Consider the following 13,491-nt stretch of genomic DNA (forward strand, 5'->3'; position numbering starts at 1 on the left):
TTTCTTAAATATTCTTTCATACTGGTTGTTTTGTTCAGTTTTCAATGATCAATGTCTAAGCGACAAATATATTATAGCAAATGCAGTGATATGATGTCAACTCCAATTTGTAATGTCTGTCGCGAACTCTATCTATAATACACAGTTTCATTCTAAAAGTCAACACATAAATTTATATTTTTATAAAAATGCCCTTGGCACAAATCCAAGGGCATTTCCATCATTCAATTTAATTGGCAACAATATTCACTAACTTACCAGGTACAACAATTACTTTCCGTATTGTTTTACCTTCAAGTCTTTCTTTAATAGAAGGATCCTGTAAAGCAATTTCTTCGATCTCCTCTTTTGTTGCATTCTTGCTGACCATTAATTTCGCTCTTACTTTTCCTAAGATCTGAACAACAATTTCTACTTCATTTTGAACTAACTTAGATTCATCAAATTTTGGCCATTCCACATAAGCGATTGTTCCTTCATGGCCTAACAGACTCCATATTTCTTCAGCGAGGTGTGGAGCTACTGGTGAAAGTAATTTGATGAAACCTTCAGCAAATGTTTTTGATATACTATCGGCCTTATATGCCTCATTCACAAAAACCATCATTTGTGAGATTCCTGTATTGAAACGCAAATCCTCAAAGTTTTGTGTGACTATTTTTACAGTCTCATGATAAGTTCTTTCTAAATCTTCTGAGTTAGTATTAGCAGATACCTTATCTGACAGATTACCTTGATCTGTAACAAAAAGTCTCCAAACTCGATCTAAGAATCTTCGGGCACCATCTAACCCGTTTGTAGACCATGCAATCGATGCATCCAGCGGACCCATAAACATTTCATATAGTCTAAGCGTATCTGCACCATGTGTTTCTACAATCTCATCAGGATTCACTACATTACCTTTTGATTTACTCATCTTTTCATTGTTTTCACCAAGAATCATGCCCTGATTATATAGCTTTTGGAAAGGCTCCTTCGTTGGTACCACACCGATATCATATAAGAATTTATGCCAGAACCTTGCATACAGTAAGTGAAGCACCGCATGTTCTGCCCCACCAATATAAACATCGATTGGCAGCCATTCTTTTAATAAATCCGGATCAGCTAGTTGTTCTGAATTGTTCGGATCAACATATCTTAGGAAATACCAGCAGCTTCCTGCCCATTGAGGCATCGTATTCGTTTCACGACGTCCTTTCATCCCTGTTGCCGGATCCGTAACGTTTACCCAGTCATCAATGTTTGCTAATGGTGATTCACCAGTGCCTGATGGTTTAATTTCATTTGTCTTTGGTAATACAAGTGGCAATTCCGCTTCCGACACTGCAGACATCGTTCCATCTTCCCAATGAATAACCGGGATGGGTTCTCCCCAATAACGCTGGCGGCTAAATAGCCAGTCTCTAAGTCGATAAGTTACTTTCTTTTCGCCTTTTCCGTTCTCTTCCAGCCAGTTAATTGCCGCTTTAATTCCTTCATCTTTATTCATTCCATTCAAGAAATCGGAATTAATATGCGGTCCATCACCTGTAAATGCTTCTTTCTCAACATCTCCGCCATCTAATACCGGGATAATATCCAATTTGAATGCTTTGGCAAATTCATAATCACGTTCATCATGTGCCGGTACCGCCATGATTGCACCAGAACCATATGACATCAGAACATAATCAGCCACCCAAATTGGCAGTTTAGCTCCATTAATTGGATTAACTGCATAAGCTCCAGTAGATACACCAGTCTTATCTTTTGCCAGATCTGTTCTTTCCAAGTCACTCTTCGCTTGTACTTTCTTAATATATTCATCTACCGCTTTTTCTTGTGAAGATGTAACGATTTTTTCCACTAAAGGATGTTCAGGTGCCAGTACCGCATAGGTTGCCCCAAATAAAGTATCAGGCCTTGTTGTGAAGACTGTGAATGTGTCATCAAATCCGTCAATTCCAAAAATGACTTCTGCACCTTCAGAACGGCCGATCCAGTTTCTTTGCATGTCTTTAATGCTTTCAGGCCAATCTAATTCTTCCAGATCCTCTAATAAACGATCAGCATATGCCGTAATTTTCAGCATCCATTGTTTCATTGGTTTCCGTTCAACAGGGTGGCCTCCACGCTCACTTTTCCCGTCAATCACTTCTTCATTGGCAAGTACTGTACCTAGAGCTGGACACCAGTTAACCGGCACTTCATCAATGTACGCAAGCCCTTTTTCATACAACTTAAGAAAAATCCACTGTGTCCATTTATAATAATTCGGATCTGTTGTATTCACTTCACGATCCCAATCATAAGAGAAGCCAAGCTCCTGAATTTGGCGTCTGAATGTATTGATATTTTTCTCTGTAAATTCAGCCGGATCATTCCCTGTATCTAATGCATACTGTTCTGCAGGTAAGCCAAAAGCATCCCAGCCAATTGGATGAAGCACTTCGTACCCTTGCATTCTTTTCATTCGTGATAAAATATCTGTTGCAGTATATCCTTCCGGGTGCCCAACATGCAACCCTGCACCTGATGGATATGGAAACATATCAAGCGCATAGAATTTTTGTTTGTCTGAAGCTGCATTTGTCGCAAATGTTTTGTTTTCTATCCAGTAATCTCGCCATTTCTTTTCAATAGCGTTATGGTCAAATGACATCTTATATTTTCCTCCCTATACATCGCTTTAACACTTTAATCAACCAACATAAACATATGTTCTGTAACACAAAAAAACCTCTCACATCCCAAAAATGGGACGAGAGAGATTCCCGCGGTACCACCCAAAATTAGTGCCAAAAGCTGACACTCACTTCATTTCCTTAACGCGGATCACGACAAAAGCTACTAACCTTCACTTTCGTAACATCTGAGGCGAGTTCATAAAGTTCAGGAGTGGCTTGCACCATACCGCCACCTCTCTTAACCTGATTCCTTTACTACTAATCCTCTTCATCGTCTGTTTTATATAAATCATTAAAGGCATGAATTTAGACAGTTTTCTTTATGTTATGGATAGTTTAAAGAAATGTCTGAATTTTGTCAAGTTTTCAAAAAAGAAGTGGAACTTGATATTAAGGGCCTTCTATACTTTCTGTTTTTCTTTCTTCATTTGTTTACTTCTTAATTGTCCACAAGCAGCATCGATATCTGTACCATGTTCAACACGGACACCGCAATTAATCCCATTCTCTAATAATATCTGATAAAAGTCGAGAATGGCTTTTTTCTCACTTCTGCTGTATTGATTATGCTCATCAACTGGATTATATGGAATTAAGTTAACGTAAGACAAATGACGTTTGTTTTTAAGCAACTGTACTAATTGCTTTGCTTCTTCTTTATGATCATTTACGTCTTTTAATAAAATATATTCAAAAGTAATTCTACGGTTCGTTTTTTCTAAATAATAATCAATGGCTGGCATTAGCTTCTCAAGCGGAAATGCTTTGTTGATTTTCATTATCTTTGTACGAAGCTCATTGTTCGGCGCATGCAATGACAGAGCTAGATTCACCTGAATGTTTTCATCAGCAAAATCATAAATCTTCTTCGCAAGACCACTGGTTGAGACTGTGATATGACGTGCACCGATGGAGAGCCCTTTCTGATCATTCACGATTCGCAGAAAGTTCATTGTATTATTGTAATTATCAAAAGGTTCACCAATACCCATCACGACAATGTGGCTTACTCTTTCTTCTTTATTTCTTTTATCTAAATGTTTTTGTACATTCATTATCTGTTCGACAATTTCACCGGCATTGAGGTCACGGTCCTTTGTTAACAGGCCGCTGGCACAGAAGGAACAACCAATATTACAGCCAACTTGGGTTGTGACACAAACAGAATATCCATAATTAAACTTCATCAGCACTGTTTCGATTAAATTCCCATCAGTCATTTTAAAAAGGAATTTAATTGTTCCATCCTTGGACTCTTGTTTAATTTCTTCTTTTAATGTACCAATAACTAATTTCTCATTCAGGAGATCAAGACACTCTTGATTAAGATTAGTCATTTCATGAAAATAATCGACTCTCTTCTTATATAACCAATCCCAGATTTGTTTTGCCCGGAATTTCTTTTGTCCATGTTCTACTAACCAATCTGCCAATTCATTTAAAGTGAATGAATAGATTGACTTTTTATTCATTAACGATACCTCATTTCATTTTACTCCATCATATTATCTTAAACGGTACCTTCCTTTTTTGCAATAGAAGAAATTACGTTATAACCCAAAAATAAACACATTGTTGATATCAAGCTATCCTTTATTCTTTTCCCTATTTAACCGTGATAAACCTCACTGTGAACTTGTTTTTTTCATTTTACAATTAGGAAAACGAGAAAAGAGGAATCTTAATGCATCAAACTCAAAAAACTATGCTATTTCCTTCTGCAAAATTACTTGTAAAAGCATTAGAGGATGAAAAGACAGATACATTATTCGGTTCTGTATTTCAATTACCGTTTCTCCAACCGAAACAAGCCAAATTAATTCAATTAACTCACGAACAATCCATCATTCATGCTGCTGATGGATATGCAAGAGCAACTGGAAAACCAGGAATCGCCTTTATCACTACAGAATACGGGCTTACTAATGCGGTAACCGGAATAGCTACAGCCCAAATAGATAGTATACCATTAGTCATTTTTATCCAAAAAAGCAGGAAGTATGCTGCTCAAATGGATATAGAGTCAATTACAAAGCCAGTTTCCAAATATCAATATACAATCAATAGGCCTGCTGATATACCGACGATAGTTGCCAGAGCTGTTAATACTTCATTAGCAAACAGACCAGGAGTGGTTATCGTTGATTTTGATGAATCTGTTCTAAATTGTGAGTCTGAATTGAGTGAACCCTTCTCCATTTTGTCGGCAACGCAAAATAATGTAGAGAAAATTCCTGAAAAACAAATATTAAAAATATTCCATGTAATGGAGAAAGCAGAAAGACCTGTTCTTATTATAGGTGGCGGGGTTATTGCAAGTGGTGCAAGTAATGAGTTGCTCGATTTTATTAAAAAAACGAAAATCCCTTTTACATTTACATTAATGGGGTTAGGGGCAATAGACTCAGACCACCCTTCTAACTTAGGTATGCTCGGGATGCATGGAACATTTGCAGCAAACCGGGCTGTTCATCGTGCTGACTTATTAATTTGCTTAGGAGTAAGGTTCAGTGACCGCATCACAGGCAGAACAAACGGCTTTTCACCTAATTTAAGAAAAATCCAGGTGGAAATTGACCCTGCTGAAGTTAACAAAAACATTTCAGTCGATTTCCCGATCATTTGTGATATTAAAGAATTTTTAATCCATATTAATCCTTTACTGGAAGATTATAAATCCCTGCAATGGTGTGAAGAAGTAAACAATTGGCGCAAAAATTCCCCACAATTCAGTAATTCGGCAAGCATGCTGAAACCTGACCATATCATCAGACAATTGCATAAGCATGCACCAGAAGATGTTATTATCGCGACAGATGTCGGTCAGCACCAAATGTGGACAGCTCTGCACTATCCCTTCCATTTGCCACGACATTTTTTAACATCAGGCGGCTTTGGAACAATGGGATTCGGTTTACCTGCTGCCATAGGCGGGGCTGTATCGCAACCCGATCAGCCCGTTATATGTGTAACAGGTGATGGCAGTATTCAAATGAACATTCAAGAACTATTTCATGTAGCAAAATATAACTTAAATATCAAAATCGCTATTTTGCGAAACGGTTATCTAGGCATGGTAAGACAATGGCAGCAATTGTTTTTTAAAAACAAATATTCCCAAGTGAAAATTACTTCACCTGATTTTATCAGATTCGCACAAAGTATCGGGATGAGTGCATACAAGGCAACAACTAATAAAGAAGCTGAGTATATTATTCAAAAAGCCTTTGAAATACAAGGACCTGTGTTATTAGACTTCATAATCGAAGAGGAAGTAAACGTTTTTCCAATTGTCCCGCCCGGAGGGAACAATACGGATGCCATTCAACATGAAAAAGATGATTTTTAAATTATTTTGAGGATACGCTTGCAATTTAATGATCTGCTTGCTATAATGAATTTAGCTATTTTGTTCGATGACACCTTCAAGTATCGTAACGTAAAGTTTTCGTTTTGAGGCAAGAGCAAGAATAGTAATACATTTGTGTGAACGGCTCACACTAGGAGGAAAAGAAATATGGTACAAGGTACAGTAAAATGGTTTAACGCAGACAAAGGTTTTGGATTTATCGAAGTAGAAGGTCAAGACGATGTATTCGTACACTTCTCTGCTATCCAAGGCGAAGGCTTTAAAACACTTGAAGAAGGTCAAAGCGTTTCTTTCGAAATCGAAGAAGGTAACCGTGGACCACAAGCTGCTAACGTTACTAAAAACTAATTAGCAACTAGATAAAAAGACACTCGTTTATATAAACGAGTGTCTTTTTTTATTAAATGCTTATTGTTTAGCATGTTTAGTGTAACTCCAGCCTTCTTTTTTACTCCGCTGCTTATCATGTTGTTCTATTTTCCTGGTAACGGCTCTCTGCTTTCGATCTTCACATCAATAATGGAAGGTAAATCATTATTTCTACATTCTTTTAACGCTGCAACTAACTCATCTTTATTTTGTACAAAATAACCATTTGCTCCACTTGCTTTTGCAAAATCTGCATAATTTAAATCTTGTATATCTGTCTGGTACGGAGAATGCCCCATTTCCTTTTGTTCGTATTTAATCATGGCTATCTCTTCATTATTTAGAATGATGACAGTAATCGGCGGTCGATATTTTACTGCAGTCAGGAAATCCTGCATCACCATTGAAAAACCGCCATCACCACAGATTGCTATTACTTGTTTATCCGGTTGATTTAACTTTCCAGCTATTGCTCCCGGCAAACCACATCCCATTGTGGCTAACCAGCTTGATACAATAAATTTTTGATTTGTTAAACGCAAGTATCGAGCAGACCATACGGTTACATTTCCAACATCAATAGATACAATTGCATCATCATCTAGATAATCATTTAATGTACCTATTACATGAGGTCCTTGTAAATTCCCACTGCTCTCACTTACAATCTCATCCATTTGCTTCCACCAGTCCGACATATCTTGCTGACATTCCTGTAAAAAGTCTCGATCTTCTTTATAAGTTAATTGTTCATTAAATCCAGCAAGCACTTCTTTTGCAGACCCCACAAGGCCTGCATCTACAGGGTACCATTTACCAATCTTACTCGAATCAATATCCAACTGAATTGCAGGTGCATCACTCGGAAGAAAATCCCGATAAGGATAAGATGTCCCGATTAACATCAGCAGATCAGCATTTTGCATTGCCTTATAAGCAGGTTTCGTCCCTAAATGACCAAGATTTCCGATACATAACGGATGCTGATCAGGGATAACACCTTTCCCTCTTAAAGAAACAACGACAGGTGCAGCAATCTTCTCCGCAAACTCCAATAATTCATCTCTTGCACCCATTCCTCCTTTACCAGCAAGGATAACTGGTTTCTTGGCTTGTTGTATCAAAGAGACTGCCTTTTGTACACTATGCTTATCAGGTACAAGATGGAAAGAAGGAATAGCTTCTGACCTTAATTCCGTTTTTCTTACTTTCTCAGTAAATACATCATCGGGAACCGTTAATACCGAAACACCTTTTTTCTCGTACGCCTCTCGAAAAGCTTGTTTTAATAACGGGCCGAGCTGTTTCCCTGATGTTACTCTTTTATTAAAAATAGCGACATCGTCAAACAATCTTTCCAGGTTCACCTCTTGAAAATTATCTGTTCCAAGTAAATCATGAGAGATCTGACCAGTAATTACTACTAATGGAGCACTGTCAGCTTTCGCATCATACATCCCATTTAATAAATGTATAGCTCCAGGTCCACCGATCGATACACATACCCCAACGCGACCAGTTAATTTCGCTTCTGCTGATGCTGCTAATGTGGCTACTTCTTCATGCCTTACCTGAATAAATTTCAGTTCACTTTGAGACTTTCTGAATTCTTCAATCAAATTATTCACGGAATCGCCAGGATATCCATAGATATGGTTTACATCCCAATCGGAAAGAATTCTCACTACCTCTTCTGATGCTTTCATTTCCTCCACTCCTTTACTCAGGCAATATTTTTTTATCCGCTAAATCAGCAAGGTTTTTTATGCTATTTAGTTCCTTCCCTTCCTCCTGTAAGTAAAACATTCAAGAATTAAAAAAAGCACAGGTTGGAAACACCTTAAAATGGTGGATTTCCATACTGTGCAATTCATTTACTCTCTAATTTTTCTTTCAACACATTCACATGATTATATTCCATCTCTTTCGCTGCAAACACTAATGTAATATTGCCATTATTTGCTTCATAATAATTCCTTAACTGTTGAAATGCTTCCCGCTTTTCCTCATCTTTTTCAAGTTCATGCAGATACTTTTTTCTAAATTCATCAAATTTATCAGGGTCGTGAGCAAACCATTTTCGCAACTCATGTGATGGCCCTAATTCCTTTAACCAATCATTCAGATATGCCTTCTCTTTTGAAATACCTCTCGGCCAGATCCGATCGACTAATATCCGTACATTGTCTTCCTCTTTCGCAATTTCATATACACGCTTTATTTGCATCTGACCACACTCCATAAGCAAATCATTAGACGACTACTCATAATAAGCGTATCATTTTCTTCAATGAAAATGAATCAATGATGTGAACAGAATGAATGATTTTTCAAATGTAAAGTTTTCTGTTTTAGATTTAGCGCCTGTTTTAGAAGGCAGTACCCCTTCAGAATCTTTTAAAAATAGTGCAGATTTAGCCAAACATGCAGAAAACCTGGGTTACTATAGATACTGGCTTGCAGAACATCATAATATGCCGGGAATTGCAAGTTCCGCAACCTCGCTTGTTATTAGTCATGTCGCCAGTCATACAGAGAGAATACGTGTCGGTGCAGGAGGAGTCATGCTGCCAAACCATGCCCCACTCGTAATTGCAGAACAGTTCGGTACACTGGAAGCACTTTATCCAAACCGAATTGATTTAGGTCTAGGCAGAGCTCCCGGAAGTGACCAGGCTACAGCTTTTGCATTAAGAAGAACACTAAATAGCAGCCCGGAAGATTTTCCACTTCAAGTAGAAGAATTAGAAGGATATTTTGCTGGTACAGAAAGAGTGAAAGCAATCCCTGGAAAAGATGCCAATATACCGATATGGCTGCTGGGCTCCAGTGATTTCAGTGCAAGACTGGCTGCTGAGAAAGGACTGCCTTTTGCATTTGCCAGTCATTTTTCGCCAGATTATACTTTGCCAGCATTACGAATATATCGAGAAAAATTCCAGCCCTCCCACCAATTAGAGAAACCACATGTAATGGTAGGTGTAAACATCATTGCTGCTGAGACGACTGAAAAAGCCAAATGGTTAGCAACATCACAACAGCAGCAATTCTTGAATTTAGTACGTGGTGCACCATCAGAATTAATGCCGCCAATTGACGACATTGATCAAGTATGGAACGTTTATGAAAAAGCCTCTGTTGAAAAAAGTGTAAACAGTAAAACAACGATAATTGGAGATAAAAAAGCAGTACAGGAAAAACTGGCAGTATTTCTAGACGAAACACAGGCAGATGAAGTAATTATAAATAGTCAAATTTATAATCATGATGACAGGCTGAATTCCTACAGCATCATTGCAGATATTGTGATGTAAGCTAAATATAGCGTACCAATATTGGTACGCTATATTTCCTATAATCTAGTCAAGCGACCCATAGACAACATTACGTATTCTTGGCTGATGATATGTCTCAAAGTTTGGTAACATTTGCTGCATATAGACAGCAGATAATTTATTCTTTGGATCAATAAAAACATACGTACCAGCTAAACCTGACCAGCCAAACTCCCCTATTTCACTAGTACTGCCACCTTTTGTCTGATCCATCATCACTCTTACCCCTAATCCGTAACCATATCCATTGTCATAATTCCAGCCTAATTGCGGCAATATTTCATCACCCAGATGGTTTTGAGCCATTAATTGAATCGAGTGTTTACTCAATAATTGGAAGTCACCTGTTTTCCCTCCCATCGCTAAACAATGAGCGAATTTCTGGTAATCAGCTAATGTTGAAAATAATCCCGCTCCACCGCTTTCCATTACAGCAATTGGTTCAGCGTTTTTATCTAATACCGTATTAGGAGATAATGTTCCATCATGTTTACGATCATATAACCTTGCTAATCGATGCTTTTTATTATCCGGTATCCGGAAAAAAGTATCTTTCATTTGCAGTGGCTCAAAAATGTATGTAGATAAATATTGACCAAAAGGCATGCCGCTTAAAACTTCAATCAGTGCACCAAGCACATCATGACTTAAACCATACTTCCATTGAGTTCCTGGTTCGAATTCTAAAGGCAATTCTGCTAAATTTTTCGAGAACTGGCGTAAACGTGATTCCCCTGCTTTTTCTTCTATTTGATGCAAATCTTTCATCACTTGTGAAGTAAGCCTTTCCACCTCTGTAGCATTTCCGCCATAAACAAGACCTGATGTCATTTGAAATAAGTCTTTCACTAAAATCTGCTTTTCAGAAGCAGTTGTTTGCAACGCAGCTTCTGATCCAGAACGATAAACTTCCATTTGGCGGAATTCTGGCAAATATTCAGCTAAAGGGTCCGTCAGCAAAAATTTACCTTGCTCCAATAATTGCATCGCAGCAACACATGTAACAACTTTTGTCATTGAATAGATACGATAGATTGTATCTGAATCAATTCTTATCATAGATTCTTTATTTGCATATCCTATATAGTTTTCATAAAGTACTTCTTCATTCCTTATTACCGACATTGCTGCACCACTTGGTCCATTATTTACAAACCCAGTTAACAATTGATCTAATCTGTCTTTTAACACTATATCCACCCTTTCGTGTATACGCTTTCTATATTTTACCACAGATTGTAAAGAACACGAAATTAGCGTGCATTATTTTCCATAAATTCGTATACTAATAATATAGTCAACGATAATCAATTCAACAAAAATAGTGTTTCAATGTAAGAGACAGGACAAATATTTAAAAAGGAGTTTTTCCCTATGAAACAGTGGGCACTGTTCTCATTTATATTCTTTCTATCTCTCTTTCTTATAACGGGATGCCAAAAAAAAGAGGAAGTAAAACCAGAAGAACGACTTCAAGAATATGTCGAACATTGGGAAGCATATGATTTTAAGGCTATGCATGAAATGACAGAAACAGTAGGGAAAGAAGCGTTTATTGATCGTTATGAAAAAATTTATCATGATATAGATGTGGAAAATTTACAAATAAGCTTTGATATGCCAGACCCTGAGTCGGAAAATAATGAGGAAGAAGAGATCGAATCTGTGCACTATCCACTACAAGTAAAAATGGATACGATAGCTGGACCTGTCTCTTTTGACAGTGAAATTGAAATGGTTAAAACAGTCGAAGTAATTGATGAGCAAGAAACAGTAAATTGGCTGGTTAACTGGAATGAAGGACTTATTTTCCCTCAGATAAAAGATGGGGGGACCATCGGTATAAAAGCGGTACAGCCAGCAAGAGGACAAATCTATGACCGCAACCGCCAAGGTATAGCCATTAATGAAAGCATTTATCAAATGGGTGTGGTTCCGAATCAATTTACAGAAAACAGCGATTCGGAAAAGCAGCAAATCGCTGATTTATTAGATATAACATTAGAGGAGATCGAGTCACAATTAAATCAAGCCTGGGTTCAGCCACAACACTTTGTCCCTTTGAAAGTTGTACCGAGTTTGGAGCAAAAGGATTTAGCAGGAGCCGTTTCTTCAATAAAACCACTCACATACCAAACTATTGTCGGGAGAGTCTATCCCTTCGGAGAAGCGGCTGCACATCTTGTTGGTTACATCGCCCCTATCACTGCCGAAAAATTAGACGAATTGGACAATGATCTTTACAATGAAAATGATCTCATCGGATATCGGGGATTAGAAGAGTTGTTTGAAGAACAATTACGTGGTGAAGAAGGATTAGTGATTTATGCACAGAAAGAAGGACAAGAGCCTGTCACCATAGCAGAAAAGAAAGTAATCCATGGTAAAAATTTAAATTTAACAATAGATATACATGTCCAGAACGAATTATATTATGCTTTAAACGGTGAGGCAGGTACAGCAGCAGCAATTAACCCGAGTTCTGGCGAAGTTTTGGGCCTTGTGAGCAGTCCCTCATTTGATCCTAATGCATTTTTATACGGTTTAAGTTCAGCAACATGGGACAAATGGAATAATGATCCTGATACTCCATTATTAAACCGCTTTGCATCAACCTTTGCACCTGGTTCTGTCTTCAAACCGATCACAAGTGCCATAGGCTTAACAAATGGTTCCATTGATCCTGCCGAAGGATTAGAAATAAACGGACTTACCTGGCAAAAAGAAGGCTGGGGGAATTACCGGATTAGACGCGTGTCCGAATCGAATGGATTAGTTGACCTTCATGATGCATTAGTTCGGTCAGACAATATTTACTTTGCAATGCAAGCATTGGGTATGGGAGAAGAAGCACTCGTGACAGGGATGAAGAATTTTGGAATTGGTGAAGATTTTCCATTTACTTATCCTATTCAGACAAGTACTATTTCTGCAAATGGATCTCTGGAGAATGAAGTTTTACTTGCAGATACAAGTTATGGGCAAGGGGAAGTTCAAATGAGTGCATTACACTTGGCAAGCTCATTCTCAGCTATCCTGAATAATGGCACAATAATGAAATCATCCTTGTTAATGGATGAAGAAGCCAGCAGCTGGAAAGAAGGATTAATTTCCAGCGAGCATGCAAGTTTGCTTCAAAATGCAATGAGAGATGTTGTAACAAGTGGTACTGGTCAAGATGCCAATATATCTTCAGTAGAAATTGCTGGAAAAACAGGTACAGCAGAACTGAAACAATCACAAACTCAAACTGGAGGTCAGGAAAATGGCTGGTTTGTTGGCTATCCGCTCGATGGCAGTATCATTATTTCCATGATGATAGAGCATATTGAAGAAAAACCGAACGGAAGCGGCTATGTAGCAGAAAAAGTTGCCAATGCTATTGAAAACTTACCAAACTAAGAAAAATCGGACATTAATCCGTCCTTCCAATAGTTTCTTAAGGATTATTCTCAGAGAAATCAGCAAGCGAGCCATAATAATCGGCTCGCTTGCACTGTTTTATAAAGAGAGACTTTGAATCCTGTCAGCGCTGTGATAGAGATACAGAACGCTTCTCTCTGCTGCTTTGATAAACGGCATCCAGTACTTTCATTTGATTCACCATCTTGTCCTCTGAATATTTTAGTGGACGGTCATTTAATATAGCATCACTAAAGTCCTCCACCATTAATTTATACTGATCTCCTGAGACTTTGCAGCTGCTCTGCTGTCCACCATTATTTGTTACAATGATTTCGCCTTC

General features: G+C 37.9%; 9 protein-coding genes, 1 pseudogene and 1 other annotated feature. Of the genes and pseudogenes, 4 read left to right on the top strand and 6 right to left on the bottom strand.

Annotated features, from left to right (window positions below; all coding sequences use genetic code 11):
* Positions 1-229: 229 nt before the first annotated feature.
* Together leuS and rlmN are read right to left on the bottom strand one after the other, a co-directional pair.
* Positions 230-2,647 (bottom strand): leucine--tRNA ligase, encoded by a 2,418-nt coding sequence (gene leuS / locus F9U64_RS21250; protein WP_153406903.1) that lies wholly within the window; start codon positions 2,645-2,647, stop codon positions 230-232.
* 92 nt (positions 2,648-2,739) lie between these two features.
* Positions 2,740-2,953, bottom strand: a binding site (T-box leader).
* A 120-nt stretch (positions 2,954-3,073) separates the two neighbouring features.
* Complete coding sequence (gene rlmN / locus F9U64_RS21255) at positions 3,074-4,144, bottom strand: dual-specificity RNA methyltransferase RlmN (RefSeq protein ID WP_153406904.1); 1,071 nt, start codon at positions 4,142-4,144, stop codon at positions 3,074-3,076.
* Positions 4,145-4,356: 212 nt separating this feature from the next.
* Between rlmN and ilvB the strand changes: the two genes are divergently transcribed.
* Both ilvB and F9U64_RS21265 read left to right on the top strand, forming a co-directional pair.
* Positions 4,357-6,021, top strand: a complete 1,665-nt coding sequence (gene ilvB, locus F9U64_RS21260; protein ID WP_153406905.1) for a biosynthetic-type acetolactate synthase large subunit — start codon at positions 4,357-4,359, stop codon at positions 6,019-6,021.
* Positions 6,022-6,189: 168 nt separating this feature from the next.
* Complete coding sequence (locus F9U64_RS21265; RefSeq protein ID WP_089740234.1) at positions 6,190-6,390, top strand: cold-shock protein; 201 nt, start codon at positions 6,190-6,192, stop codon at positions 6,388-6,390.
* 125 nt (positions 6,391-6,515) lie between these two features.
* Here the strand turns inward: F9U64_RS21265 and F9U64_RS21270 are convergent, their stop codons facing one another.
* Together F9U64_RS21270 and F9U64_RS21275 are read right to left on the bottom strand one after the other, a co-directional pair.
* Positions 6,516-8,117, bottom strand: a complete 1,602-nt coding sequence (locus F9U64_RS21270) for a pyruvate oxidase (protein WP_153406906.1) — start codon at positions 8,115-8,117, stop codon at positions 6,516-6,518.
* A gap of 164 nt (positions 8,118-8,281) precedes the next feature.
* The gene (locus tag F9U64_RS21275) at positions 8,282-8,638 is read right to left on the bottom strand and encodes a DUF488 domain-containing protein (RefSeq protein ID WP_153406907.1); all 357 of its coding nucleotides are present in this window, start codon (positions 8,636-8,638) and stop codon (positions 8,282-8,284) included.
* Positions 8,639-8,729: 91 nt separating this feature from the next.
* Between F9U64_RS21275 and F9U64_RS21280 the strand changes: the two genes are divergently transcribed.
* The gene (locus tag F9U64_RS21280) at positions 8,730-9,725 is read left to right on the top strand and encodes an LLM class flavin-dependent oxidoreductase (RefSeq protein ID WP_153406908.1); all 996 of its coding nucleotides are present in this window, start codon (positions 8,730-8,732) and stop codon (positions 9,723-9,725) included.
* Between the two features lie 45 nt (positions 9,726-9,770).
* Here F9U64_RS21280 and F9U64_RS21285 read toward each other — a convergent pair whose 3' ends face one another.
* Positions 9,771-10,937: a serine hydrolase domain-containing protein gene (locus F9U64_RS21285; protein ID WP_228275833.1), complete on the bottom strand. Its 1,167-nt coding sequence runs from the start codon at positions 10,935-10,937 to the stop codon at positions 9,771-9,773.
* Positions 10,938-11,120: 183 nt separating this feature from the next.
* Between F9U64_RS21285 and F9U64_RS21290 the strand changes: the two genes are divergently transcribed.
* Complete coding sequence (locus F9U64_RS21290; protein ID WP_153406909.1) at positions 11,121-13,148, top strand: penicillin-binding transpeptidase domain-containing protein; 2,028 nt, start codon at positions 11,121-11,123, stop codon at positions 13,146-13,148.
* Between the two features lie 124 nt (positions 13,149-13,272).
* On the opposite strand, the pseudogene F9U64_RS23260 reads toward F9U64_RS21290, so the two are convergent.
* Positions 13,273-13,491, bottom strand: a pseudogene (locus F9U64_RS23260) (Gfo/Idh/MocA family protein); the annotation flags it as partial.

The sequence above is a fragment of the Gracilibacillus oryzae genome (genome assembly GCF_009498735.1).
Lineage (GTDB): Bacteria > Bacillota > Bacilli > Bacillales > Amphibacillaceae > Gracilibacillus > Gracilibacillus oryzae.

Bases quoted from the DNA above. Each gene is read 5' to 3' on its own strand.
- leuS (WP_153406903.1), bottom strand. From the start codon at position 2,647: ATGTCATTTGACCATAACGCTATTGAAAAGAAATGGCGAGATTACTGG.
- rlmN (WP_153406904.1), bottom strand. From the start codon at position 4,144: ATGAATAAAAAGTCAATCTATTCATTCACTTTAAATGAATTGGCAGAT.
- ilvB (WP_153406905.1), top strand. From the start codon at position 4,357: ATGCATCAAACTCAAAAAACTATGCTATTTCCTTCTGCAAAATTACTT.
- F9U64_RS21265 (WP_089740234.1), top strand. From the start codon at position 6,190: ATGGTACAAGGTACAGTAAAATGGTTTAACGCAGACAAAGGTTTTGGA.
- F9U64_RS21270 (WP_153406906.1), bottom strand. From the start codon at position 8,117: ATGAAAGCATCAGAAGAGGTAGTGAGAATTCTTTCCGATTGGGATGTA.
- F9U64_RS21275 (WP_153406907.1), bottom strand. From the start codon at position 8,638: ATGCAAATAAAGCGTGTATATGAAATTGCGAAAGAGGAAGACAATGTA.
- F9U64_RS21280 (WP_153406908.1), top strand. From the start codon at position 8,730: ATGAATGATTTTTCAAATGTAAAGTTTTCTGTTTTAGATTTAGCGCCT.
- F9U64_RS21290 (WP_153406909.1), top strand. From the start codon at position 11,121: ATGAAACAGTGGGCACTGTTCTCATTTATATTCTTTCTATCTCTCTTT.